A 26,876-nucleotide genomic window follows, 5' to 3' on the forward strand; every position below is an offset into this window, starting at 1 on the left:
GGTTTGGAACTTTGTCAAAGTTTTAATGCGGTATCAGGATACTTTGACAAAGTTTTTGAGGATAGGAATTGGCGATCAGCCTGAGGGTGGACTGCTAAAGGTTTTAAGTTCTTTTGCCTTGATGCAAAAGAACCAAAAAATCAAGACCTGGATCTTTTTGCTAAAAAATGAAGATTTCTTCCAAGAAATTGACTCCCTGTGGTCGTCGAACCACTTCGTTAGGTTTCCCCGAAATTTATCTCGTCCCTAAGACGAGACTCGCGCGGAAACAAAGTACCGCTTCGAAACCGAGATGATGGCCGCGCTTCGGACAAAGGGGATTTTTAGGCGGTATGCTCGTTTGAAAACTGGATGGGAAGAAATCTTCATTTGCCTCTTCTTTTTTTATTTTTTAATGGAATCGGCGAACCTCTTCGAGGTTTTTCTTAACGCAAAAATCTCCTAGTCATTTTAATTTCGATTTTTTAATTGAAGGTTTATGAAAAATTAAATTCGCTCCTTTTGTATTCAGAACGAATAAGTTTCAGTTGAGCAATGAGTTAATTGGTTATTCAAAGTTTTGACTTAAAGTCTATCATCTCAAATCTCTTAGTCTAATGTCTCGAAGGCTCATGTCTCCTTTAGGGCAGTTTTAATCGGTAATGAATTCCTGAACTGATTCGAGGGATAGCCCCAGGTAGATGCAGAATTCTTCGACTGTTAATATTTGATGCGCGGGCTTGTTTAGGGATTTTTTGATTTTATGGATCAGATCACGGCTATAGCGCTCACTTTTTCCGGTGATGCGCTGGATGTCTTTTGGGTAGATGCAGAGGCGGGTGATTCTGGGTCTCATCGTTTTGTTTTTCAATGCGAAACAAAGGTTTGAAAATACAAAAGAAATCTTTCGGTAGTTTTTCGGTACTACCGAACGATTCCTTTGCAAAGCCTATGGACAAATAGTTTTAAAATAAAAGACGATGCATCAAATGCTCCATTCTTTGGAAATCTATAGAAAAACAGCCTATTCGTCACTGTCGAGAAACAGCTGATTTAAATTATCATTCAGTAATTGCAAAAATTTCGTCCTTCCATTTTTACGATTCCTTATTTCCGCAATGGTTTTATAAGCATTGCCTAAATCGAGTTCAAATAATTTTTCAGTTGCTTTAATCACTTCCGTGAATTCAATATTTCCTGCGTTAAAACACCGTGTTTGATGGAGGGCATACAGCAATTCTACCAATGAAACCTTTGATGCTGACCAAACCAAAGTAAATTTGGACTTGTTGGTCACGGAAAGTTCACCGATTGTATTGATGGTGTTGAGCAAATAAACTTCCAGATCCTTATTAGCAACGATTTGTGAAATCTTGCTGTCATGAGAAGTGGTGAAATTTTCATCAAAATCATACAAGTCTGCTGAGAGTTCCATCTTAAGATCATAAGATTTCCGGACAAAATATTTATGGTCCAGATAGGTTGCATTTCGATGGTAGTAGCTATGAAACTCTTTGTTCTCAGCATAATATTGCTTCAGTTTCGAAAGTTCGCTCAGATAGTACTTTCGGATTTCTTTTTGACCGGCGTTCGGTTTTGAAGTTTCAATACTGAGAATTTTCGAGTAGTACATAAACTTTGAAATAAACAATGGCTTTAAAGTTTTGAAAAACCTGACCTCATCTGCAATGCTTTCAAAAATGTGGTCTGACACCATCGTTTTAATTTCACGCACCGTCTCATCGATTTTCATCAGTGCCTTTTCAGAAATGAAGATCATGTTTTCACCCTCTTCTGAAAGATCCGTTACTTCTCTGCTTAAGTTTTCCGACAACTTTTCAATTTTGCTGAAAAATGTTTTTGTAATCATAATTTTTTCAGAAAATTTACAAAAACCAATTCAGTCAACTTATTTCGGGCTATTGTCGATTTCTTCCAGTCTTTTTCTGATAAAATCTGTGGGTCGGATTCCGTTAATCTCAAAAAACAGATCTGAAAAACTTTGACGGGTAGCAATACCACATTCTTCAGCTAGAGATACAGTTTTGTAATTAAGGTATTTAGTTTGAGTATATAGGAGTCCGGTAATGTAGTTAATTCTCAGTTCAGCTATATATCGGTTAAAATTCATTCCTTTATTTTCATTGATAAATGTGGAAAGATAGTAGGTGTTGGTTTTGAGTTGTGAAGCTAATGTATTTTGTGTCAATCCTTTTTGGATGAACTCATTATTCTTTTCAAATGAACTTAATTTCTCAGTCAATTCATTGGTGATTTCGGGAGTAAGACTCATTTTCTTCGTAGTAAGAATGGCCCTTTCCGTCTGAAGCTCTTTTGGTTCTTTTTTAGAATGAAATTTATCTTGCAGTGCTTTATATTTGATCTCAATATTTCGTTTTTTACGGTAATCCAAAATTAAGAGGAACAAAAAAATAAAAGCCAGCATAAAAAACACAATCGTTAAAATAGCCCTACTCAAATTACTCTTCTCTAAATATTCTTTTTCATCCAACAAAGTTTGTCGGTCATATTCTTTATGTATTTTTAAAGATAGATAGGTGAAATCTATGGAAATCAAACTATCAGCTTTCAATAGTTGCTTGGTATAGTACAGTTGTTTATTAATGTCCTTTTCATTTTTATAGTGGTTAATCAGATATTCATAATTGCTTATGATTCTGGGAACTACAAAATGATGGGTATTAAAAATAGAATCTACTTTCTGAAAATTCCTCACCGCTTGATCCTTATCGTAATGTAAATAACTCCTTCCCAGATAAAAATAAATGATAGAACTCCACTCAAAATCTGCTGCCTTAATAATTGTCGGAAGCGCTTGAGTAAAATCTGCAATAGCTCCTTCGTAGTTATTTTGATGGAAATTTAGAATCCCTCTGGATTTGACAAAATAACTCTTCTCCAGCATAAAATCCTTTGAGTTTTCTATTTCATGAATTTGAGATAAAGCCAGAGATACAATACTGTCGACTTTTGAATATTGAAGCGTATTCCCATGACAAATGGTAAGTTGATGCAGGCTGTTAAAATACCCTTTTCTGTTATTGTATATTTCGTTAGGATGCAGTTTGTCTTTCGTTTTTTTCTCGAAAAATTCAGTACAGTTTTTAAAGTGTACTATCGCATCTTCATAATATCCCAAGTAGCTTTTTACGACTCCTAAATGGTAAATCACCTTATACTTTAGGTATTCATCTTTTGTATTCTTCGAATATTGAAAGGCTTTGACATATTCGTCTAACGCAGGTTTAAATTTTTTAAAATTTGAATAGTAAACTATGCCTTTCCCCAAATAAGCGATACTGATCAAGTCATTATCCCTTGATTGCAATGCCGCAACAATCATGCTGTCGGAGTAGATGAGCTTTTTATATTCTGAAGGATTGAAGAGAACGGCGTCTCTATATCCCTGCACCAATTTTGGAAAGTTCGATTCTTTCTTGGCTTTTTTAATATATGCATTGACATACGGAATCGCTGCAGGATCATTTTTCTGCAAATCCTCGTAATTTTTTCTAATTTCTATGTAACCAGACAGATCAGATGCCAGTACACAATTGACTGTACATAAAATAAAAAAAACAATAGAATATTTTTTAACAATACTCATCATTCTAATTTTTGAGAAACTGAATTACCTTCAAAATTAGACAAATTATATTGATAATAATATCAAGGCAAGCATATCAGTTCACCACAAGACGATCATGTCAAATAAATTCCCATGAATAACCATTTATCCACTGAAAAGGATGGTCAAAATTTAAAAATCTTGACGTCGTTATTTTTAAAGCATGCCAACAAAGCCTTTTTTAAGGGCTTTTTGTCTGATATCTTTGACTCAGGAATTCTAATAAAAACTCGGCCGAGATAACTTAAAAATCAATTAAAATGAAAAAGTTACTCTCAATTACAGCAATCTTATGGTGTATTTTATGTGTTTGGTCCTGTAGAGAATCAGACAAAGAAACCAGCTATCCTAATTTGGAAAATTTCAAAAAAAATCAAGAACCGGATCGTTCTCAAATCTTAGCAGGAGACTCTTTGAAAGCACCCGGCATTAATGATCCAGATCCACCCATAAAAGACGGACAGGATTGGAGAATGGGAAATGGCAATAAAAAATGACTCAATGTTATGAACTCATCTGCTAAAACCATGATCCGTGCCACAGGATTATCTTGTCCCACTAGTGGAATCTGGGAAAGTATGGGAAATTTTAAAACCACCTCCCCCATCGCAAAAGGCAGCCCAATGCCCGATTACTGCGGTAAAAAAATCCAATGGAAACTGATTCAGATCTGTTGATAACGATGATAAAAAAACAATTATCATGAAAACCTTTAGAAAAACATTCCCAATTACCGTAAGTTTTTTCTTCATCCTTCTGTTCGTGTATGCCGCTGCAAGCAAGATGATAGATTTTGAAAACTTTCAAGTGCAGCTGGCACAGTCGCCGCTTCTGAGTGCTTATGCTGGAATGATTTCTTATGGGGTTATCGCATTGGAAATCGGAATTGCAGTCCTGCTGTTCGTCCCGAAATGGAGAAATCTGGGGATGCACACTGCATTCGGTCTTATGGTAGCTTTTACGGTATATATTTACCTGATTCTGCACCACAGCGATGATATTCCCTGTTCCTGTGGTGGGATATTAGAAAAAATGGGGTGGCCGGAACATTTGATATTTAATGTTGCATGTGTTGGTATCTCTTTATTTGCAATTGTTTTCATTGGGAAAGAAGGGGCGGTCCATTTTCGCAGAACTGCTGCTGTGAGCAGTCTTATCGTGATGATAAGTGGTGGCGGTATGGGCGCCCTCTTTCTTTCTTCTGAGTATATCATGAAAAAAGAGAATAATTTCACGAGGAGGTTTCCGTTTCAACCAATCATTCTAGACCAATCCTTTGACTTAGAGGTAAATTCTTACTATTTTGCAGGCTCAGATGATCAGCATATTTATTTTGGTAATCCCACAGCTCCCTTTCAGCTTTTTACCCTTGATCACTCATTCAAAAAATTGGAGACCGTTACCATTCAGACAGACCCTGACCTTCAATTCCGCAGTCCGAAAGTGAAAGTTTCAAATGATCAACTGTTCTTTTTTGACGGTACTGTACCAATCATATACGCCGGAAATCAGAAAGATTTCAGCGGCAAAGTAAAAACCAAAAGTTTCCGGAACGTGTACTTTGAACAGCTGGCAATAATCGATTCTAACCATTTTTACTTCACTGCAGTCAGCAGCAGCACGCAGGATAAGGTTTTAGGTTCTTTACAGATTAACGAAACCCCCTCCGTCCAACTGCGGGGCGATATTTTAAAGAAAAAGCACGACGGTATTTTTGATACGGATGGTCTCTTACTTACCGACAAAAAAAATAGTGGAGTTTTTTATGTTCATTATTATTCCAACCGGATCATCAAACTAGACTTGAATAAAACAAAACAGACTTCTATGCGGACCATTGACCCCATTTCCACTCCGGATATTCCTGTCACAAAGTTAGAAGATGGTAGACGGAAAATGACAGTACCCCCACCAACTGTTAACAGAAGTATGGCGGTGTACGGAGGTGTACTTTTTTGCGAGTCCCCCCGCATGGGGAAATTTGAGGAAAGATCATTGTGGAAGGACCATTTCATTATTGATGTCTATAAAACATATTCTGCAGAATATTGGGGGAGTTTTTATATTCCGAAAGGAAGAGAGAAAACGCTACGGATGCTGGCTACGGATCAATACTTATTTGTATTGTCCGGTACAAAAATTATCAGGTACCGGTGGAATAAATCGGTCAAAGATAGTTTTCAATAAGGGAGACGCCGAAAACCCGACTTAGAGTAGGCACTTAATTTTTAAATTTAAAAAAATGAAAAATTTAAAGAATTTCATTTTACCGGCAGCTTTTGCAGTATTAGGTGTCGGTAGCGCGTTTGCTTCAAAACCAGCCAAAACAAACGATGCAGCAATCGTAGACGGTCATGTTAAACGTCCGAACGAACAGGTAAAATGCCAGAACACGCATATTAGATGCAGTACTACAGGAACTCAAACCTGTACTGCGGATGTAGGAATGGGACCGGAAATTTTATACAATCTGGTAGGGACAAGCTGTCCAACGGAATTATATTTTCAATAATAAAAAAGGGGATGCTGAACAGCATCCCTTTTATTTTATTTGGTAATCCAAACCGCATCTGCCCCTTTAAGATAATGCGCAAACCAATCTGAAACCTTTGAATATAAATCCAGCTTTGAAGCGGAATCGTGAACTGAATGACCTTCGTTTTTGTAAAACAGTGCTACGACCATCTTTTTACTTCTTCTCAGTGCAAGATAGAACTCCATCGTTTGTTCCCAATGAATGTTTGCATCCTGTTTGCCCGTCCATAAAAGAATGGGTGAATTCACCTGATCTGCATACTGGACCGGACTGTTTTTCAGATAGATCTCCTTGTCCTGAAAAAACGGTGTCCCAATCCGATATTGCCCGTCCTCAAATTGCCAGAAAAAAGGACTGTAAAAGTTCGTATTGTAGGAAAAGTAGGACTTTACAAGATCGCTGTTCCCCGAACCGGAAACAAATGCCGCAAATTTATCGGAGTGTGTAGCGATAAAATTGGTTTCGTAGCCTCCGTGAGAATGTCCAATTAATCCCACTTTTGTGAAGTCAATACTGTTTATTGAGGAAAGTGCCTTTAATCCCTGCTCTACACAATCAAGCGCAGACAGCCCGGTTCCTTTTTTATTATATATAATATCCGGCAGAAAAACAAAATAATCATTTTCAATAAAATGTCGGACATTGAAGCCATCGGTCCGCCCGTAGTATCCATCCCGTAAATAGGTATTTTGATATTTGCTTTGGTTCTCATAAACATTAACGATCATTGGGTATTTTTTGGTCCTGTCAAAATGGAGGGGATAAATCAAAAGACCACTGATCGGAAGACCTTCCGTATTATGATATTGAAACACTTCTTTTTTTACATTTTTTATGAGATGATCCTTGATGTTGCTTTGGTACACCGGTTTCAGGCGTAAATAATTTCCGGCGTACAGTTGGGGTGGACTGTTTAAGTTTTCAGAAACATAGCTTAGATTCCTGTTTTTACGGTCAAATTTCACAGAAGAGATTTTATTCACCGTCCGGGGAACCAGAAAGGTAATCTTCTGATCTCTTAATTCTGCTATTGCCGACTCGCCTGTCATTTTTTGAGTAAGATGAATAAGCAGCGGTGTACCGGTATCAATACCACTCCTATACACTCCATATTTCGGCAAAAGTTTGGTCTGGTAACCGGTCAGAATGGTATTCTGAAACCCTTTGACCGTCTTGATGGAGTATAACCGTTTTGTTAGAAGGTCATAAATAACGATCCCTCCCTCCTGTTCAAAATAGATCTTTTTGTTGTCTAAAGAAAAATAAACATCCTCAGATTGGGGAAGATGAATTCTTTCGGTGGAAGCAGTTTCTACATTGTGTAAAATCCAGTCATCTCCTTTTTTGGAGATTAAAAGGGACCCGTCACGATTCAGATAAACCCGTGAGGATGTTTCCCCCACTAAAGTGGTGGTTTCGGTTGTCTGATCATACTGATGCATGACCAGTGGCACGTCATAGGTAGAATAATCCTGAAGGAAATAGGGATCAAACTTGAGATAGTACCGGCTGTTGCCCGTAAAAGCGACTTCCGGCAAGTCTTCGTTATCCAGTTTTTCCAACTGTTGATCCAAAGGTCTCCACAAATAATAATGCTGTTGTTCGGCTCCATAAAATTTGGTCTCGAGGCGATTATCATCTCCATACCAGATATCCGCTATTTTATCAGAACTTGCTGCTATCGCGACTGCTATCTGAAGATAAACCTCATCCGGATGATCCGTCAGAACAGCAATAACCTGGACAATTTGGTCCGACAACATATTTTGTAAAGGAAAAACCCTGCGCGAAGTTTTATTAACCATCATTACACGGGAATTTCGCGCTGCTGCCAGATGTTCAATAATGACCACATTCCGGTTATTTGCAGTTAATACGTCAGGCGTCGCATCGGCAGTCGCATAGATCGCATGTAATTCATTGTCGTGAAGTTCGTAGACCGTCTGGGTTTCTCCATTCTTTCCCGTGACAAAAACTTCTTTGTTCGGGAGGATTTCAAAACGGTCAATTCCGGAAATCTTTTTGATCACAGTACCTTTTTCATCCAGAATCAACAGTTCGTTACCCTTCTCCCCAATGCTTATCACGAGAACCTGTTTCCTTTCCGCTGCGTATTCTACCTGTAAAATATTATTTACATTTAAACTGTTCTGTGTCTTTAAATTACGTATTTCGAGTCCCCTGTTTTTTACGATGAATAACGTATTGCTCCCTGTAAAAAACGATTTTCTTACCCCGTTGGTTTCATGAATGATCTGTACGGGATTTTGAGTATTCAATACCACTAAACTGTCCTGTGAATCCTGATATCCTTTTTTAAAGCTTACATATTTCCCGTTTGGGGATAATTCGTTATGAATAACGTCATACCTTTGGTTTTGGAAGTCAGATTGATTATGCTGGGAGAATACTGAGCCCGTGCACAGGCCAAAAACAATGGTGCACCATATCTTTACTTTCATCATCAGTAATTGAGATTTTGAGGATTAAGATTGGTATTGAGCAGCATTTCCGAGGCCGGGAGGGGCCACCGCTGATGAAAATCCTGCCAGTTGGACTTCTGCGGCTTTAAAATATTAAGTTTCCCGAGGCGTTTGAGATCAAAAAAGCGCTGTCCCTGTTCTCCAAAAAACTCCCGCCTTCTTTCTTCTGATATTTCAGTCAGCAAGTCCTCTTTTGTTATGTTATCATTTAGTAACGGGATTCCTGCTCTTTGTCGAATCTTATTGACATACGGGATCGCCTCACCTGTTCTGTCCTGCCGGGCTAAAGATTCAGCCAACATCAGATAAACGCTTTCCAGCCGATAAACAACAGAATACTCATCGCTGTTGGTGTCCGTATTTTTATATTTATCATTTCTGAAAAATGCAAGACCATTACCTTCGATTTTTGAAATCCAGTGACTCCTGCGTAGATCGTTATCGGAAAAAGCGGCAACAAGTTGCGGACTTAAAACATAATTTTGCGGAGGAACGGTAGAAAAGTAATAAATGCCCGCTTCGGGTGTCGGAGCACCTGCATAGAGGGTCTTTAACTGAAATAAAATATGTTTGCCCCCTTTTTTGAAGACTTTGGTAATGTCATTCTGAAAACTGTACTCCGGAGTTGAAATCATGCTTCGGCAGATCTGCTCCGTTTCTGTCCACTTATTTTGCAACTGATAAATGGTGCTGAGTACCAGTTCCCCCACTTTTTTATTGACGTAGATCCGGTCCGGATTTCTGTATTCATCAGGCAGCATACCAATTGCCTGACTCAAATCCGCTTCCAGCAATTGCAGGATTCCCGCTTCCGGTGTTTTATGTAATTTTTGATTCACCACATAATCAGTCGTCGTGGTATAAGGAATATCGCTGTAGATCTGCATTAAGTCGAGATAGATCATAGAGCGTATCACCAAAGCTTCGCCGGTAATCTGTTTTTTATCTTGCTCCGCTAAAGAAGACCGTTCTACCCCTTCGATCAGTGCATTGGCCATATAGATTTCTTTATAGGCATTGGCCCACACCGATCTTACAATAGAATTATCTGCCAGAAGCTGATTGAGATAAACATCTGAAGTTGAGGAACCCAAGGTAGGCGAATACAGTTCTAAGTCATCCGTATAAGAACCGAGCAACACGCCTGCCCCCGAAGATCCTCCAGAGTAGAGTGAGTTGGTTTGAAGTTCTGTGTACAGTTGGTCTAAGGCTGCGTAAGCAGTGTTTTTGTCGGCATAAACGTCTGCCGCATTAATCTGATCAATGGGATCGTCCACGTCAATGAACTGTTTGCAGGAGGTGGTGATACAAAGAATACCTGCAACAATCGTCAGCAGTTTTATATTTACTTTCATGTTAATAATTTTAATTAAAATTTCAGTTGAATTCCAAAGGCATAGGTTTTAAGAGGCGGGATAAATCCTGTTGTCACAAACTCCGGGTCTAGTCCAAAGTAGTCCGTGACCGTAAGAAGATTTTGACCCTGTACGTACAGCGTAGCCTCTTTCATCCAGGTGAATGAGGTATTGATTCTGTAATTGAACTGGATATTTTTCAGCCGTACAAAGGAGGCGTCTCCCACAGCGGCCGTACTGTTTCTAAAGTTGGCGGTTAAGGTATTGACCTGAGTTTGGGTGCCGGGCGAATACGGCATGATGATTCCGGACGGATTTTCCGCAGACCAGACATTAAGAAGCTCTACCGGTTGATTATTCATATTTCCTGGGGTCGTCATGGTCCTGAAGAAATTCCAGTTGGTCTGCTTCACGAATTGGGCTAAGAAGGAGAAACTGACATTCTTATAGCGCACTTCATTCTGCCATCCGCCGTAATACTTCACGCCAATATTTCTGATTGCTTTTGCATCTTCGGGCGTGGATATTTTACCGTCCCCGTTATAATCCGTAAAACGGTATTTCCCCGTGCTGTCAATTCCTTCATACTGATACAGTTTTACAATTGAAGTCGGCATTCCGACCACGTATTTATTGGCATAGGTGGACCCCTCAAGATTTGGAAAAGAAATCAGCTTGTTTTCCGGGAAACTAATGTTGAAGGCGGTTTGCCACCTCCAGTTCCCGGTATTTACAGGAGTCGATGATCCCTCAAATTCCCACCCTTTATTTTCGACCACTGCATCCAGATTAGCCTGAATGGAAGAGAAACCCGTGGTAGCAGGCAATGGAATTCCTACCAGTTGCCCCGATGACTGGTTGCGGTAAAATGCAGCCGAAATGGCAACAGCATTTTTGAAAAGTCCCAATTCCAGCGCTGCTTCCAGTTTTTTTGTTCTCTCCCAGCTGAAATCCGGATTGTAAAGCGACGTTGGATATAAGCCAGCATTGGTGTTATAGGCATCCTCCGCAATACTGTAATTATTCTGGTATTGATAATCACCGATGAAATCACTCCCCGTGATTCCGTAACTGCTTCGTATTTTCCCGAAGCTCAACCACTTCATATCTTTGAGGAAAGATTCTTCAGAAAACAACCATGCAGCTCCCACCGCACCGAAGTTCGCAAACCTATTATTCAATCCGAAGCGGCTTGAGCCATCGCGGCGACCTGTCAGATTTAAGATAAACTTTTTGGCAAAACTGTAATTAATACGCGTCAGTAAGGAAGCGAACTTGTATTGGTTTTGAATGTCCGGCGAAATGATCTTAAAATTGGCAGCGGCCAGATTTTCGATCAAGGCATTACTGGAATAGCCAACTCCCGTCATTGCAGACCTTTTTGTTGTGGTTTGCTGAAACGAAAATCCCGCTAAAATATTGAGTTCGTGCTGACCGAAAGTGTTACCATAGGAAACCTGCGGTTCTGCCAGATAGGTAAAGATGGAATTGGTGCTTTTTGACGAGGAGGAGTCTTCTGACGTCAATCCAAAAGATGGATTGTACAGCGTGTGCGGTTTAATATTAATCTCTTCCAGATTTTGATAATTGAACCCGCCGTTGAGTTTAAAACTAAAATTGTCCAGAAATTGATAATTCATCGTGAGTCCTTCATTCAGTTGATAGATCTGATTGTGATAGGTCCCATTCAAAGCGGCAACAGGATTCGTAAACGTGTTGTTTTCCCAGTTCACATTTCCGGCGGCATCATACAGTGCCGGAGCATTTGGACTCATCACAAGCGCCCGGCTTGCAAAATCCGTATTTACCACATTATTGGAGAGCTGTGAAAATAAATTGGAGAGGTTAAGCTGAAACTTTTTATTCAGTGATAAAAAGCTATAATTGGTATCAAACGTATTGGTCTTGTAATGAAAATCTCCCGGAAATACGGTGGACTGATCATTGTGGGCTGCACTTACTCTGAACGAATGCTGCGCAGTCCCGCCTGAAATCGAGAGCTGCGTATTGCTGTTTTCCGCCCAGTTACCGATCAGTTCTTTCTGAAAATCCGTAATTCGGGTTTGATCCCAGGTGCCGTTCACGTCATAAGCACTTGCTGGCAGACTGGAGACGGAAGCATTTTTGTAAGCCTGCAACCGCATGTTGACATATTGCGCACTGTTCATCAACTTCATGTAGCGCGTGATATGGCTGATTCCATATTGGTTGTTGACCGCTACCGTAAGTGCTGCATTTTTTCCTTTTTTTGTCGTAATCAATATCACTCCGTTGGCTCCGCGGCTCCCGTAAATTGCAGTAGCATCTGCATCTTTAAGAATCTCGATACTTTCTACATCATTCGGATTCAATGAATTGAGCGGACTTATATTCAGTAGAGGCAGAACCGTCTGTGAAAATGTAGACGTCAGCGTATTTCCCAGTGCAATTCCATCGACAACATACAGGGGCTGACTGCCGTCAATTGCGCTGTTGAATAAATTTCTCAGACTGTTCCTTCCCCGGATCTGTACATCAAAACCTCCGCCCGGCGTGCCGCTGTTCTGCGTAATGCTTACGCCGGCCATTCTCCCTTGAAGTGCCGACAGAACATTGGTTACGGGTTGATTTTCAATCTCCTTGGCGGTGACCTTCGCAATGCTCCCCGTACTTTCTCTGGCTTTTACCTTGTAGTATCCAGCGTTCAGCACCACTTCTTCAATCGACTTTACTTTTTCCGTGAGTGAAATGATGAAAGTAGATTTCCCGTCAGTGTTTATTTTTTGTTCACTGTATTCAGGATGGCGGAAAATAAGGACAGGATGTTCGCCGGTAATGAGGAGCGAGAAAGCTCCCGTGGCGGTGGTGGTAGTGAGCGCATTGGTGCCGTCCTGGGTGACCACTACCCCACTCAGGGGCTTTTCACCGTCGGTGACCGTTCCCGTGACGGTCCGGGTTTGTGCCTGAACCTGCGAGTGAATCGCAGAAAAGACCAGACAACCGGAAACAAGTCCTATGGTTGATAGGATTTTTTTCATAGTTTTGTTTTTTAATTGTTAGTTCAATTTATGTACTGATAATTGTTATTGCTCTTTCCTGCGGTGGGCAAACTTTAGGGAAAGGGCGTTTTTTTTGATAGATGATAGAAAAAAGATGATAGATGATAGATTACGTGCTGCATCGTTTAAAAAACGGATGGCGCATTCAAAAGTTTTAATTCATTCTTTTTCTTCATTCTAATTTCCGGTTCCTGACTCGTGAAATACTCAAATACTTCTCATGAACTCCTCATGAACTATCCATGAAGTATCCATGAAGTATCTATGAAGCATCTACGGAGCATCCTATTTTCAATCAAGAACTACTTTTTACTTGGCTCTTTTTACTTGGCTCTCTATACCTTCACTTGGCTCTTTTTACTTTTTACTTGGCTCTTCAGATTGCTTTAGGGGAAAGCAAAACACAAATGATGAAGAAAAGAAATACTTCCCCGCTAAAGACAAATCTTTTTGTTGTTGGATGATGGGTGCTGGATGTTTTTACAGGGTATTAATCCACAGTTTTTGTTCCAAATCTCCATTCTCACCGAAGCACCAGATCAGCACATTGCCAAATCATCACATCATCACATTACCAAATCATCACATTATCCTTCGGAATGGCTTAGGGGAGGCTTCGACAGGCTCAGCCACCGTACGTTTAGAAACTTATGAAGAAAGTTCACTCTCCCGCTAAAGACCAATCCTTTAAAAGAGCTTTGATATGAATGTGACTGTAGCTCTAAGTATCGTTGAAATAATAAAAATAAATATTCATGATGAATACATTAAAAGTTTTTAATACAACGTAGTCTTTAAAACAAGACCATTTCCCGAGTAAGCGTAATGCCGCAATGGTTGTGCAACCCATTGTAAGTTTCATTCCTAACAGCGAAGACTCTCCTACTCCAGTCATTCCTAGCATCGCGAACAATCTGTTATCCTGAGCCTGTCGAAGGATCTCGAGGCAAAAGCAAAACATCCTGCATCCTGCATCCTACATCCTGCATTAAAAAAACCAACACTACCCTACCAAAACCATCAATTTCTAATTGCATTAACTTCTCCTGCATTGGCATTTGGTTAATTGGAAGAAAGAACCTATTTTTAACGTGCGAGTTTTTAACAGTCTTTCATACCACCACAAGCCTTTTTTGGGGCTTTGGTGCAGTTGATGGGCAATTGGATTTTATAGATTTTGTGTAGCACATGATCTTACCCTTTTACATTGGTGGGTATAGCGTTGGTGATCTTTTATAAAATCTGGGTGAAGCGGTGAGAGACTTTTAGCTCTCTTGGGTTTTTAAGGTGGTAAAAATGTCGTTCTCATAATACATTGTTATTTGTTGTTATGAAACGATGTTCTTGGATGCGAAGAATATCCTTGAAAAAAGCAAGGAGCGGTTTCACACTTTAGAGTCATGGGCGACCAAACCCTCCTTCCCGAAAGAAGTTACCATCTAAAGTTTACGTGAAAACCGCTCCCATGCAGGTACAAAAGTAAGAAACTTTTTTAAGCACGGAGCGATTTCACGGTGTTCTCGATGGAAATTGGTCGTTTTGACTCGAGAAACATCGTCTATTATGGGCTTATTTAGCCTTAATATTCAAATCGTTAAAGCAAATATAACAAAATAATTCCAATAAACAAATTTTTAACAAAATGGAATTGAAATATTCATTAATATATGTCTGATAGTATCAACAACAAAGTTCTTGAAAATTTTTCAAGATACATAGTCTCTAAAAAGAAAGAACTGGGCTTGTCAAATGAAAGACTAGCCAAAGAATGTAATATTTCAAATGGAGAAATTAGTAAATTAATAACTATGGAAAGAAAAAGTATTTCTCCCAAAACATTCTATTTAATATATACAGGGGTTAAAGATAATTTCTCCAATATTTTCAACTTTGTTTATGAAGGTTATGAATTTTCATTGAACAAATATGTGCCAAAAAAGCGAAGTGAATTGGGACATATTATAATGAAATATGAGACGCAGCAAAATAATATTGAAGAAGTTTCAGCTAAAACTGGGATATCACTTACTAGACTAAAAAATCTGTATTATACTGATATTTCATTTACTACAGAAGAAATAATCTTAATTGAAATGTCATTAAAACTTAAAGGAGGTGAGATCTTTGAAGAGCTTTACGGGAAACCGTAAGGTTGTAAGAAAGAGGGGATGTATATTTGGAGAAAGAATGTTCGAGCTATTAAAGTTGGAGATTAAAAAATTGAAAGCGAAATAAAATTACAAATATTTAAAATACGCAACATTTGTAAATAAATACCAATACTTACAATTAAATATATTATTTACTGCCAATTCGTTGAAAAGTAAAATTATTTTTAATCTAAATTGTATTATTGCGTATATTTGAGAGGTAGCGGAAATTATAAATCAACCCATAAAAAAATAATGGCTAGAAAAAAAACCAATCCAAATAGAGATAGAAATAGCATTGACAGTCTAGATTTGACGGTTGAACATAATTTCCCAAAATTTCTTAAAGCTATTAAACTAGAACCTTTTAGACATATTCCCTCTTTAACAGTTAATTTTAATCATCCTATTTCTGTAATCTCTGGGACTAATAGGTCAGGTAAATCAACTATTTTAATGGCTATAGCTTGTAGTCATTTTAATTTCGTTAAAAGAAATCCTCAAAATGGAAATCTTGGTAGACATACTTGGAGTTCCTTGATGCAAATTACTAACAAGGATGTGCAATCAGAAGATTGGACTTACTACATAACATATAAAACGGGAACTAAAATTGAAACTAAAAGAGGACAAAGAAAACATTCAACTAAAAAGTGGAATGGAATTGGAAAAAAGGAAAGTCAATTTAAATTTCGTGACGTTGTATTTATAGACTTAGATAGGATATTGCCTGCTAGAAATTATAGCAAAGTAATATTTAACAAGACGAAATCAGCTAACGAGTATACTATTTCACCAAATAATTCTAACATAATAGAAGAATATTTGTCATATGTTTTAGAAGAGTCTTTTGAATTAAATAAACTAGCTACTTATCAAGATAAGGACATATTTAAATACAAAAATTCTAATCAGTATTCAAGTTATAATGCAGCGACAGGTGAAGAAGTATTAACAAGAATTATTATCGATGTTGTTGAAGCTAATAAAGATTCTCTAATTTTAATAGATGAAATTGAAATTGGATTACATCCAAAAGTGCAAAGAAGATTGATTGAAGTGTTGTATAATATTGCCTTGAACGACAATAAGCAATTTATTTTATCCTCACATTCACAAACAATTCTTTCAAGCGTTCCTGATACCGCAAGAATTTTTATAGAAAAAGACTATTCAAACAACTTTAAAAGCATTCAAAATATTAGTGTCAATGCAGCGTTATCTAAAATGGATTCTGTTTCCTATCCGCTTATTGACCTATACTGTGAGGACGACATTGCGGAAAAAATAATAAAAAAAATTCTTTCAAATTTACAAACGAATAATAATTTGTCCAATATTTCAGATTTAGTAAATATTATTATTTCTGGCTCTGCAAATAAAACTCATAATTACTTCACTTCTCATAAAGAAACATATGAATATAAAAAGATTAAAACTGGCTTTGCTTGTATCCTAGATGGAGATATGAAAACTACATTTCCACAAGAAGAAAATTTATTTCATTTGTACTCAAATAAAAGTCCTGAACTTTTTTTAGCAGAAAAGTACCAAGAAATAAATCCTAATGGAACATTAGAGTATCACATTAATAATTCTGACAATCACTGTGTAATCTTCCCCAAAAATAGGATCATTTAAAAATATAGTTTTTAAATTTGAAAGACTATGAAAAACAGTAAATTTTCAGAAGTTCAGATCATCAAGATATTATCTGAACAAAATCAGGGAAAAACGGTAAATGAGATTTGCCGGGAGCATGGAATTAGCCAGCCAACCTTTTACAAGTGGAAGAGCAAATATGGTGGATTGGATGTTCAGCAACTTTCAAAAATGAAAGAGATGGAAAAGCAACTTTCGCAATATAAAAAGATCGTAGCTGAGCAAACTTTGGAGATTGTCGTCTTAAAAGATGTGATCGAAAAAAAGCTCTAACGCCTTGTGAGAAGCGTGAGTTGGTGGATTATTCGAAAGAAATCCATAACATGAGTTTGCGCAAGGCGTGCAAAGTGTTCAGTTTAAGAAGTTCAGTTTATTATTATCGTCAGGTATTTAAAAGTTCAGATGATGAAATCCGTGCAGAACTTATTTTACTTGCAGATTCTAATCAAACGTGGGGCTTTTGGATGATGCACAATCGGTTGAAAAACTTAGGCTTTGGATGGAATCACAAAAGGGTTTATCGGATTTATAAGTCGATGAGATTAAATTTGCGAAGTAAAAGGAAAAAGCGGCTTCCAGCACGGATAAAACAACCACTGGTTCGCCCCATCTATCCGAACGTTACTTGGAGCATGGATTTTATGCACGACAGTTTGGAAAATGGCAAAAGCGTGAGAACCCTTAATATCATTGACGATTTTAACAGAGAGATTTTAAACATCACTATTGACAGCAGCTTGCCCTCTGCAAAAGTAATCTCGCAATTGGAACAATTAATTGAATGGCGGGGAAAACCTGAAAAAATAAGAGTGGACAACGGACCGGAATTTATTGCAGAAAAAATGAAAGATTATTGCAACAAAGAGAATATCGAACTAGCCTTCATTCAACTAGGGAAACCTACACAAAACTCATTGATTGAGAGATTTAACAGAACATTCCGGACAGAGTTTTTAAGTGTTTACCTCTTTGAGAACATCAAACAAATGAGAAATTATGCAGAAATATGGATGTGGATGTACAATAATGAGAGACCGCATAGTGCGTTACAATACCTTACACCACGGGATTTTTTATTGAAATATGGAAAACTCAATCAAAATAGCGCAAATGAGTTTCCCACATTCCAACAAAATTTCAACAACGACAACAATAAAATATTATCAAAAAACTCTACTTTTGAGTGTGCCTAAACAAGGGAAGATTACAACTGCTTATTTGATAAAATGAATCAATTAGGAATTGGAAGTTCAAAGGATGAAGCTTTTAGTTTATGTTGGGAAGTATTCAAAGATTCAACAGATGGTATCATACACATTAACGAGTTAGAAAATTTCATAATACAAATGCTACAAAAATATTCTCCTGAATTATAAAATAACTTCCGCTAATAACTAAGCTTTCGTTTGTCTGCAAGAAATGAAAGCCCATAAGCAAAAACGCATACCCTACGCTCCAAAGCCTCCCGATTTCGGAGTTTCTTTTTCAGAAAATATTGATGGGAGTTGGGCTTTATTGACTAAAAAAGGAGTTCCGCTTCGATTCCGGCACCAAATTTTTTTTAAATCAATTTACTTCCGTTTTTTAAGAAAGGCTCAGATTTTATAATCTGAGCCTCAATTTTTTAACTTACACACTTTGCGGGATAGTGTCACATTTAACTAAGTTAATATACCAAAATTGTTGTTTAAATACGAATGTAAATGTCTGGCTATAGCTTTTGCCAGCAACGGTGGAACGGCATTCCCTATTTGATTATATTGCGATAAATGATTTTCACTATCTTTTCCCAATTTTGTTAATAATTTGGATGAAATTTGCGTTCTCTTTCCTTTAAAAACATAATTATCAGGAAAAGACTGCAATCGAGCCGCTTCTCGTGAAGTGATATTTCGTGGTTGTGTTGGATGAATAAAATTAGAGTAAAATGAAGCTGGTATTGTGTATGATATCATATTTGGTTTAAGGTGTCTATAATTAGATGAAAAAAGAACTTGTGACAATTCACCATTTCCATTTCTCTTTCTGACCATCAAGTCTTCAGGCATGTCAAATAAACTTTCACCATCCATTATTCTTTCATATCTTTTTACGACTCGTGATGTATGTCTCATGGAAACGTGATTAAATAAAATGTTATTACTTCCCTTGCTAATTCTTTGGAATGTTGAACTACCTTCTTTAGTATAAATATCTTCTTCGCTCCCTTCACCAGCATTTAATTCCGGTAAATCACCTATTGCATCAATAACAGTAATTGCCTCTAAAAGATTTTGCGCTTTCCCATTTAATTTCGCTTTTTCATAGTGAAAATAATGTGTGATCGGCGGTATAGATATATCTGTGTTAAATTTATTACCTACAATGAAAACTCTTTCTCTAGATTGAGGAACACCATAATTTGCAGCATTAAGTTCCCAAATATTGACTCTGTAACCAATTTTCTCAAATGTTTGTCTTATTATATCTATCACTTTTTCTCCCCTCTCATTTTTACCGGTCAATATACCTTTAACATTTTCCATCACGAAAATTTTAGGTTCCAAGACTTCAACCCATTCTGCATAACTTTTAAACAATGAATTTCTTGGATCTGAAGGGTCTTTTTTGCCAGCGTTACTAAATCCTTGACACGGCGGCCCTCCAATAATAACATCAGGTTTCTCAGGACAAATCTCCTTTATTTTTCCTGCTGTATTATATTTTTTTATATCATTATGAATAATAGTATGATTACTATTCGCCTTTAAAGTATCAACCGCCCACTTGTCTACTTCTAAAGAAAGTAATAATTCATAGTTACATTTTGCTAATTTAAACCCTAATCCAAAGCCTCCCGCTCCAGCAAACAGATCAACTACCTTAATTTTTTTTTCTTTAATCATTAATAATTATTTATAAATTAGCTTCAGCAAAATTTGGATAATATCGATATACTGCAGCAAAATTTTTAATATCATTAGTATTCAGTGGGATTTTTTTAAATTCTTTATTACTGATTATTCCAGATGGTGCTATTTTCAATTCACATGGAAGTAAATTATTTAAATGATGAACTTCTTTATAAGTTAAATTAGGACATTTTATTTTAATCGAATTATTATCAGTTGATAGATGATTAATCTCTGCAAATTTCATTTTTACGAGTTCTTTTTTTTGTTTTTCATCGTATAATATTCCCCCCACAGTTAACATTTGAGCTCCATCTTCATATATGTAATGAAATAATTGCAGATAATCAAGTCTTTTATCATCACCTCCTGTTCTCTCTAGGAGTGTTTTTCTTATTTGTCTATTAATCATTTCGTAAATTACGATAGGGTAGTTTTTTGTATTCAAAAGAGTATCGCTATAAATACTAGGAATTCTCTCTTTTCCAACTTTTTCTATGAGAGCTTTCATCTTATCTTCTTTTTTTGGTAAATGATTATCTGGTTCTGTATTAACTGAAATGAGAAACATACTTCCAGCTTTAGCATTTGCTACAACGGAATCTAAATCTGCAAACATGAAATCATCAATTTTTCCATCATAATCTAACCAAATTAAATTTAAATGGTCTTGTAAATCAAGATTTGGTAATACGGTTGTTGTCGTACCGTAGCGCATTTCTATACACTTGTAAGGCTTATTGAACTCCATACGCGGTATTTTTGATTCTTCTTTTTCAATACTAATCATTTTATCTAAGCCAAAATACTTATGAAATAATATGAAATCGGTAAAGTAGGCAGAACCCATACCAATGTATCTGTAGTCCCTTAAATCACCTATATATGCCAATTTTTGAAAAGCTTCACAAATCATCTTTCGTTCAATTGACTTATTGGGTCTTAAACTATAGTTTATATCTTCGAAACTAGCCATACTTAAAGTTCATTTTCAAAATAATAGTTAAAAGTGTGCAGGCCAACCTCTTTTGATGTTGAAGCATTTATATCTTCTTTTACTTGATTAAAGCGTTCAGTTGGTACTTGATAAGATATATTTGTCATTTTGCTTTTTCTTGGAGGATTAAACAGCTTGACAGGGTACGTAAATTTATTTGAAAGTGAATGTGTTTGTTTCAAAGCTTCTACAACCGAAATAGGATTTTCTAAACTCTTTTCAATTGCTTTATTTAGAGTTTGTTCTTCGGAAGGATTATCCTTTTCTTTCTCTGTTTTTAGTTTATCTAATAAATCCATGACTTGTCTTGTCATAATAATCATGTTTCTTCTAACTTCTTTATAGTAAGGAGAATCTAAATCCATTCCAGTTTTAGTGGTATTCCAAGGTAATAAAGCGGAGTCTTTAGCTTCAAAAAACACATAACCTCTGAATCTATGATATTGGGCATGCCATAATGGTACACCATCTCCTTTTGAACCAGTCCAAACGGTTTCATCAGTCTTATTTTTTGCAATGATTAGTCTATCATTACAGAATATATACCAACCCCCATCTTCATCATCTTTAGTTGATATTCCAGCAAGAATTCTCACACTTTGATTTTCTTCCAACTTTTCCCAGAAAGATGGCTTAACATTTTCATCAAAGACTAAATCTATAGGAGTAGTTTTTAATATAAAATCATTTATTTTAATTACTAAACCTTTGTTAATATTGAGCATGTGCTCATATTGTATCTCTTTGATTAATTGATCCTCAAATGTTTTATCATTAAAACTTAATTCAGAGTCATTACTCAACTCAGAAATTTTCACTCTAAAACCAGTTTTCGAAGGAGGATTTTTAATATCTTCCTGTAATGTATCTTCTTTGAAGCTATATTGCCAAGTTTCTTTATCTTTTAGCCATTCTTGAACATCAATATCAATTTCAAATTTTGACTTTGGGGATGTCGATTTTACTTGGATTTTATTTCCAATTTTAAAGAAAGCCCTTTTCATTCCTATTCCAAATTGACCTATAGAATTATCAATTAAATTATGATTTTCTGATTTGCCAAAATTAAAAGCTGTAGTTCTTGCTACTTCAGCTTCCATACCATATCCATTATCTTCTATGGAGAAGTATGTTTTTCCTAATTTAATGTCTATTTCAAAACCTTTTAAATCGTTTGGGTTATCAGCTCTGGTCTTTATTGCATCAACAGAATTATCTACTAAATCTCCTATAGCATCCCGTAGTGTGATATCTTTTATTAACATAGACACAAAAAAACCTTTTGCGGGATCTGCAGACACAGTATTTTTATTAGTAGGCATATAGGTGATTATTTATTTAAATATATGGGAAATATATTCATTTTTATCTAAAAAAAAAAATTAAGTTTAATTACGCGTAACTATCCTTCTGCAGTTTCTCCTTATTTCAAGTTTCAATAGTGCATAAATCTAGAGTTAAATCCATTTGTTACTCACGGAACTTTCATGATATTATTTCACTGACTATTTTTACAAGAATTTAAATACTTAACTGCGATTTGTTATAGAGCATAGTTTATAAGAACAGAATCATTCAGGAAAAACTGCAACACCTATATCTTTTATTTTTGTTAGTTTGAAATTTGTCCGTACATTTGTCCGTGTCCGTAAAAACGTCCGCAATATGGTAAACGTCAAATTTTATTTAGATAAGGCTGATAAGTCAAAGCACTTTCCAATTCATTTGGTTTTAAGGCAAAAAGATATTCAGGTCAAGGTTTCAACTGGTGAAAAGGTGATGAAAAAAGACTGGGATGCCAAAAATCAAAACGTCAAGGAAACTGAGTACACTCATAAGAGCATCAATAAATTCCTCACTTTCTTAAAACAAGAAGTTGAAAAACACTTTGCATCCGCTCCGCACAGTCAGTTTACTGATGTGAAAGTTAAAGAGAAAATTTTGTCTCTGGTTCATAGCCGCAGACAAAATACAGAGGTATCATTGGTATGCGAAGATGCAACCGAATATGAAACCAAACAAAAAGTTACTTTTTTAGATTTATTTGCTGGAGCAGGAGGTTTTAGCGAAGGATTTCTTCAGGCAGAACACGGAAACAAATATTACGACTTTCGTTTAGGAAGCGACATCAACGAGAATTGCGAATTGACCCACTTGGCTCGTTACAATCATCAATTGGGAATGGATGCGGATTTTTTGCGTCAAGACATTACAGAGCCAGATTTTATCGATAATCTTTTGAAGAAAGTAAAAGGTCAAACGATAGATGTTGTTTGTGGCGGTCCACCTTGTCAAAGTTTTAGTTTGGCAGGAAAGCGCAAAAAGTTTGATAAAAAAGATGATTTATTTGCCCATTATTTGAATGTTATAAAAATGCTTCGTCCGAAGTATTTTGTGATGGAAAATGTGAAAGGGATTTTGACAAAAGAAGGTGGCAAAATTAAAGAAATGATTTTGCAGGAAATACGCTCTATTATTGATTTAAAAGAGTTTCATCAGCTCATTCAATTTGTAGCAAATTTAAAAAAATCGAGCGTGGAAAATCAGTTTATCCTTGACTGTTATTTACAACGATTGAATTTTGAAAAAGCGGTTGACAAAGAATTGGACACTATTCAGGAAAACTATATTCAAAACATAGAAAACAAATTTCGAGTTCTTGCACCCAAAATTGCAGATTACAAAACGAGCAAAACCGATATCAATTTCGCAACGATTCGCCACGGCTTTAATCTATTGAAACGAGCGAAAGAATTGGCATATATCCGCAAAAAAGTTATTCAAGAGAAAAATCATAACGATTTGGACAACGATTTTTTTGCTCCAAAATTTGATGATTTTTTAGTATCAATTGAACCCAATAATATTATTGAAGAATTGCATAATGCTTTCCAAAGACTAAATCCGTCACCAGCTTTTCAAAATGAAATTGCAGACCTAATTTTAGCTTTAGAAATTTATAATTATTCTTTTGACGAATGTGTACAAGGGTTAACAGAAGTTGCGAAAAAGCAGCAAAGTGAATCAAAGTTAAATGAAATCCTCACGCACATTCGCTTATATAATATCGACCAACCCTTTGTCGCTTTAGCTTCTGATTATGGGGTACCACAAAATAGAGAAAGGGTTTTATTTATTGGTTGCAGAAAAGACCAAAAATTGATTAAAACTGTTCCTGCAACTGTTTCTGCAAATGAAAAAGTAACTGTTTTTGAAGCATTGCATGATTTAGATTTCATCGGAAATGATGATGAAAAATTTAATTATGAAAACATTGATTTAAAAGCGAAATACAATGGAACGACTGAACAAATGGCATCTTTGCTAAAAAAGCGTTCAATCGATGGGCAACCAGACCCTAAAAGTGGATTAACTTATGCTGAATGGTCAAGACAAGGAAGATTAAATGGACGGTTTTCTAATGCCAAAAATCCATTTTATGTGAGAAATTCAGGAGAATTAGAAAATGTTTTAACCCATATTGTTGCGCCATTACAAAACCATAAAACCAGTAAACAAAATGATACTGTTGTAAAACGGCTCAGTGTAATTCTTAATGCTGGAAACTATAATGAAGCAAAGGAGGAATTAAAAAAAATAGGTTTGAGTTCTGAAAAAAGAAACTACAATGTTTTAAAAGCAGACGGGCAAAGTTCTACCATAATGACTATCGCTGATGATTATATACACTACGCAAGTCCTAGAGCACTGACCGTTCGTGAAATGGCTCGTTTGCAGTCTTTTGATGATAGTTTTGTTTTTCAAGGAAAACGGTCTACAGGTGGGAATAAAAGAAAATTCGAAGTACCACAATTTACTTTGGTTGGCAATGCTGTTCCGCCTTTAATGGCAAGAGCTATTGCTTTAGAAATATTAAAAAATATTGAGTAAGAATGAGGCAATTAACCAAATTAGAAATAGAGCGAATAAAGCTGTTAACTGAAAAATCCGTTGAAGTCACATTGATAGAACCTACTGAAACAGGTCTTGAAAAGTCTATTATGGATGCCACTGGCTCTGTTCGGGCATATTTGAAAGATAAAAATATTCACGATTACGAATTACAAGGTCAGGGAGCTAAAGAAAATGGAGTGTATATCAAGACTAGCCTTATCATAAATTCTGATATAATTGAAACAGTTACCTCTCTGTATCGACCAAAAGCAAAGGGAAAAGGAGGAGACCCAAGAATCTGGATTTCCCAACTTTCAAAGATTGCTAACCCAAATGATATTTTAGCAATTATTGCTTTTGATAATAAATTGTACGTTGTCAATGTAACACAACTTGATTTTGATAGTTTGATTAATGGAATTGCTAATAATCCGTTGAAAGAATTGGTAAATGAAATCAATTCTTTGTCAAGAGAAGTGGCTGATGAATTACTGATGTTGTTAAGGAAAATAAGTTTGCAAGGGGCAGTTCCTGCAATGTTGCAAGCAGATACCGCAATTGGTAGAACTCTTGAAACACTTTTAGGTATTAACATTAATTCGTCAAAACAGCCAGATTATAAAGGCATTGAATTAAAATCATTTAGAGATAAAAAAGGAAATAGAAAAAATCTGTTTGCACAAGTTCCGGATTGGTCAGCCAGCAAATTTAAAAGTTCAGCAGAAATTTTGAACGAGTTTGGTTATCAACGTGGTGATGATTATAAACTGTATTGTACCGTTTCTGCAATCGTTCGTAATTCCCAAGGCTTGAAGTTGAAAGTGGATACCGATGTTCGGCAGTTAATCGAAACTTCAGATAAAGGAACCGTTGGGGACTTTGTAGTATGGAGACTAGAAACTTTGCATAAACGTTTGCTTGAAAAACACAATGAGACTTTTTGGGTGGCAACCGATACTTTGATGATTGATGGTAAAGAGCATTTTATCTACAAGTCTGTCGAACATACGAAAAAACCGATCGTGTCACAGTTTGATATTTTGCTTGAACAAGGGATTATTACTCTTGACCATTTGATTAAACGAACACCAATTGGTAAAGTTGTCGAAAAAGGTCCAATTTTCAAGCTCAAACCTAATGCATTGAGTTTGTTATTCCCACCAAGTCAGTCTTACGATTTATTAGTGAGGTAAGGCTGAAGCTGTTGACTAAACCCAAATCCACCCCCCTCATTAGCGAAAGCGTAGATTTGGTGAAGCCAATCCTTTACTGTGATTGAAAACATATTAACAGATTGACATTTTACAATACCCGATTGATGTTTTCTAAAAACTTGCTCTGTATAATATTAAAGATTCCGCTGAGAATCCTGCAGAATAATTTCAAAGTCCAGAAAGAATGCGAATTTAGAGAGATAATCAATACTGCAGTTGAATTTCCCGCTTTCAATTTTAGAAATGGTGGAGCGGCTGATGTTCATTTTATCAGCTAACTGCTCCTGACTCTGGCCGCGTTTTTCCCGGATTTCCCGGATAGACCGGCCTACTTTCAAACGGCAGTCCGTAAGGTAAGTTTCCATAGAAACCCCGTCTGTAACTGTTGTGTTTTTCACTGTTAATTACGGTTCATTAATCATTTCGGTGATGATCTCAATTGCTCTTTCCTTGCTGAGTATATTTCCGAATTCCGGTAAAGAATCCTCATCGGTATAAACCCCATTGCGGTCATTCCAGCACAGCCAGTCGATCAGTTCAGACCTTGACCATGAGTTCAGTTTTTCGTTCAGTTCATCACCCTTCAGTTCCATGATCCGGTAGTACGGATGGCTTAGTTTTTCCTGTTCGCTTAAGTAGGTATTCATAATTCCTGAATTTAATGGTTATTGCGTTCAATATTTCATAACTTTGCGGTTAAATGTCATATTATCAACAATTTGCACCTCTCAAATATAATAAATATTTATCTGATGTGCAATATAGTGAACAACTGGATTAAAGTCGCGTACTATGGAAACCACTGAAAATATAACCCCGGAAGCCTTCATGAAGTTTTTCCGCGATACCGAAAAACTCAATCAGCTGACCCCTGAGGACAGAACTGAAATTTTCAGAACGGTATTACTGGGAAGCTCTGATCTGACAGAAGATTTATTGAATGAAATTTTAAGTGATTATTCCGTGATCATCTGCAGGCAGTAGCGGTATAAAATGGCAGGAGAATCCCGGACAGGCTACCGAAAGTG

At 36.5% G+C, this 26,876-nt stretch carries 23 protein-coding genes; 12 read left to right on the forward strand and 11 right to left on the reverse strand.

Annotated elements, in window-relative coordinates; all coding sequences use genetic code 11:
* Positions 1 to 631: 631 nt before the first annotated feature.
* The 3 genes from NBC122_RS12450 to NBC122_RS12460 form a co-directional block, all read right to left on the reverse strand.
* Positions 632 to 835, reverse strand: coding sequence for a hypothetical protein (locus tag NBC122_RS12450; RefSeq protein WP_133440690.1), 204 nt, complete (start codon positions 833 to 835; stop codon positions 632 to 634).
* A 168-nt stretch (positions 836 to 1,003) separates the two neighbouring features.
* Positions 1,004 to 1,849 (reverse strand): RteC domain-containing protein, encoded by an 846-nt coding sequence (locus NBC122_RS12455; protein WP_133440691.1) that lies wholly within the window; start codon positions 1,847 to 1,849, stop codon positions 1,004 to 1,006.
* 39 nt (positions 1,850 to 1,888) lie between these two features.
* The gene (locus NBC122_RS12460; protein ID WP_133440692.1) at positions 1,889 to 3,610 is read right to left on the reverse strand and encodes a helix-turn-helix domain-containing protein; all 1,722 of its coding nucleotides are present in this window, start codon (positions 3,608 to 3,610) and stop codon (positions 1,889 to 1,891) included.
* A gap of 278 nt (positions 3,611 to 3,888) precedes the next feature.
* Between NBC122_RS12460 and NBC122_RS12465 the strand changes: the two genes are divergently transcribed.
* The 4 genes from NBC122_RS12465 to NBC122_RS12475 are packed head-to-tail and all read left to right on the forward strand — an operon-like array spanning position 3,889 to position 6,140.
* Positions 3,889 to 4,125, forward strand: coding sequence for a hypothetical protein (locus NBC122_RS12465; protein WP_133440693.1), 237 nt, complete (start codon positions 3,889 to 3,891; stop codon positions 4,123 to 4,125).
* 9 nt (positions 4,126 to 4,134) lie between these two features.
* Positions 4,135 to 4,305 carry a hypothetical protein gene (locus tag NBC122_RS14405; RefSeq protein WP_165983166.1) on the forward strand — a complete coding sequence of 57 codons (171 nt, stop codon included), beginning with the start codon at positions 4,135 to 4,137 and terminating at the stop codon, positions 4,303 to 4,305.
* A 25-nt stretch (positions 4,306 to 4,330) separates the two neighbouring features.
* Entirely contained in the window at positions 4,331 to 5,815 is a 1,485-nt protein-coding gene (locus tag NBC122_RS12470) for a MauE/DoxX family redox-associated membrane protein (protein WP_133440694.1), read from the forward strand.
* A 55-nt stretch (positions 5,816 to 5,870) separates the two neighbouring features.
* Complete coding sequence (locus NBC122_RS12475; RefSeq protein ID WP_133440695.1) at positions 5,871 to 6,140, forward strand: DUF6520 family protein; 270 nt, start codon at positions 5,871 to 5,873, stop codon at positions 6,138 to 6,140.
* A 35-nt stretch (positions 6,141 to 6,175) separates the two neighbouring features.
* Here the strand turns inward: NBC122_RS12475 and NBC122_RS12480 are convergent, their stop codons facing one another.
* Genes NBC122_RS12480 through NBC122_RS12490 form a run of 3 tightly spaced genes read right to left on the reverse strand, consistent with a single transcriptional unit; the run spans position 6,176 to position 13,019 of the window.
* Positions 6,176 to 8,629: an alpha/beta hydrolase family protein gene (locus tag NBC122_RS12480; RefSeq protein WP_133440696.1), complete on the reverse strand. Its 2,454-nt coding sequence runs from the start codon at positions 8,627 to 8,629 to the stop codon at positions 6,176 to 6,178.
* The gene (locus NBC122_RS12485; RefSeq protein ID WP_133440697.1) at positions 8,629 to 10,002 is read right to left on the reverse strand and encodes a RagB/SusD family nutrient uptake outer membrane protein; all 1,374 of its coding nucleotides are present in this window, start codon (positions 10,000 to 10,002) and stop codon (positions 8,629 to 8,631) included. Before NBC122_RS12485 ends, NBC122_RS12480 begins: the two co-directional genes overlap by 1 nt.
* A 14-nt stretch (positions 10,003 to 10,016) precedes the next feature.
* On the reverse strand, positions 10,017 to 13,019 hold the full coding sequence (locus NBC122_RS12490; RefSeq protein WP_133440698.1) for a SusC/RagA family TonB-linked outer membrane protein: 3,003 nt from the start codon (positions 13,017 to 13,019) through the stop codon (positions 10,017 to 10,019).
* 1,688 nt (positions 13,020 to 14,707) lie between these two features.
* On the opposite strand from NBC122_RS12490, the gene NBC122_RS12495 reads away from it, so the two are divergent.
* The 5 genes from NBC122_RS12495 (at position 14,708) to NBC122_RS14410 (ending at position 18,228) form a co-directional block, all read left to right on the forward strand.
* Positions 14,708 to 15,190 (forward strand): helix-turn-helix domain-containing protein, encoded by a 483-nt coding sequence (locus tag NBC122_RS12495; protein WP_133440699.1) that lies wholly within the window; start codon positions 14,708 to 14,710, stop codon positions 15,188 to 15,190.
* 255 nt (positions 15,191 to 15,445) lie between these two features.
* On the forward strand, positions 15,446 to 16,831 hold the full coding sequence (locus NBC122_RS12500) for an AAA family ATPase (RefSeq protein WP_133440700.1): 1,386 nt from the start codon (positions 15,446 to 15,448) through the stop codon (positions 16,829 to 16,831).
* Positions 16,832 to 16,858: 27 nt separating this feature from the next.
* On the forward strand, positions 16,859 to 17,125 hold the full coding sequence (locus NBC122_RS12505) for a transposase (RefSeq protein ID WP_133439681.1): 267 nt from the start codon (positions 16,859 to 16,861) through the stop codon (positions 17,123 to 17,125).
* 23 nt (positions 17,126 to 17,148) lie between these two features.
* Positions 17,149 to 18,045 carry an IS3 family transposase gene (locus tag NBC122_RS12510; RefSeq protein ID WP_246012368.1) on the forward strand — a complete coding sequence of 299 codons (897 nt, stop codon included), beginning with the start codon at positions 17,149 to 17,151 and terminating at the stop codon, positions 18,043 to 18,045.
* 33 nt (positions 18,046 to 18,078) lie between these two features.
* Positions 18,079 to 18,228: a hypothetical protein gene (locus NBC122_RS14410; RefSeq protein ID WP_165983220.1), complete on the forward strand. Its 150-nt coding sequence runs from the start codon at positions 18,079 to 18,081 to the stop codon at positions 18,226 to 18,228.
* A gap of 285 nt (positions 18,229 to 18,513) precedes the next feature.
* On the opposite strand, the gene NBC122_RS12515 is transcribed toward NBC122_RS14410, so the two are convergent.
* The 3 genes from NBC122_RS12515 to NBC122_RS12525 are packed head-to-tail and all read right to left on the reverse strand — an operon-like array spanning position 18,514 to position 22,062.
* Complete coding sequence (locus NBC122_RS12515) at positions 18,514 to 19,737, reverse strand: DNA cytosine methyltransferase (RefSeq protein WP_133440701.1); 1,224 nt, start codon at positions 19,735 to 19,737, stop codon at positions 18,514 to 18,516.
* A gap of 10 nt (positions 19,738 to 19,747) precedes the next feature.
* Complete coding sequence (locus NBC122_RS12520; protein WP_133440702.1) at positions 19,748 to 20,719, reverse strand: O-methyltransferase; 972 nt, start codon at positions 20,717 to 20,719, stop codon at positions 19,748 to 19,750.
* 2 nt (positions 20,720 to 20,721) lie between these two features.
* The gene (locus NBC122_RS12525) at positions 20,722 to 22,062 is read right to left on the reverse strand and encodes an ATP-binding protein (protein ID WP_133440703.1); all 1,341 of its coding nucleotides are present in this window, start codon (positions 22,060 to 22,062) and stop codon (positions 20,722 to 20,724) included.
* Between the two features lie 343 nt (positions 22,063 to 22,405).
* On the opposite strand from NBC122_RS12525, the gene NBC122_RS12530 reads away from it, so the two are divergent.
* Positions 22,406 to 24,631 (forward strand): DNA cytosine methyltransferase, encoded by a 2,226-nt coding sequence (locus NBC122_RS12530; protein ID WP_133440704.1) that lies wholly within the window; start codon positions 22,406 to 22,408, stop codon positions 24,629 to 24,631.
* Positions 24,632 to 24,633: 2 nt separating this feature from the next.
* A complete protein-coding gene (locus NBC122_RS12535) occupies positions 24,634 to 25,827 on the forward strand; it encodes an MvaI/BcnI family restriction endonuclease (protein ID WP_133440705.1) in 1,194 nt (397 codons plus the stop codon).
* A gap of 155 nt (positions 25,828 to 25,982) precedes the next feature.
* Here NBC122_RS12535 and NBC122_RS12540 read toward each other — a convergent pair whose 3' ends face one another.
* The gene (locus tag NBC122_RS12540; RefSeq protein WP_221343578.1) at positions 25,983 to 26,246 is read right to left on the reverse strand and encodes a helix-turn-helix transcriptional regulator; all 264 of its coding nucleotides are present in this window, start codon (positions 26,244 to 26,246) and stop codon (positions 25,983 to 25,985) included.
* A 6-nt stretch (positions 26,247 to 26,252) separates the two neighbouring features.
* A complete protein-coding gene (locus NBC122_RS12545) occupies positions 26,253 to 26,495 on the reverse strand; it encodes a hypothetical protein (RefSeq protein WP_133440706.1) in 243 nt (80 codons plus the stop codon).
* Between the two features lie 145 nt (positions 26,496 to 26,640).
* Here NBC122_RS12545 and NBC122_RS12550 point away from each other — a divergent pair, with 145 nt between their 5' ends.
* Positions 26,641 to 26,832: a hypothetical protein gene (locus NBC122_RS12550; protein ID WP_133440707.1), complete on the forward strand. Its 192-nt coding sequence runs from the start codon at positions 26,641 to 26,643 to the stop codon at positions 26,830 to 26,832.
* Positions 26,833 to 26,876 lie beyond the last annotated feature (44 nt).

This window comes from Chryseobacterium salivictor (assembly GCF_004359195.1).
GTDB classification, from domain to species: Bacteria; Bacteroidota; Bacteroidia; order Flavobacteriales; family Weeksellaceae; genus Kaistella; species Kaistella salivictor.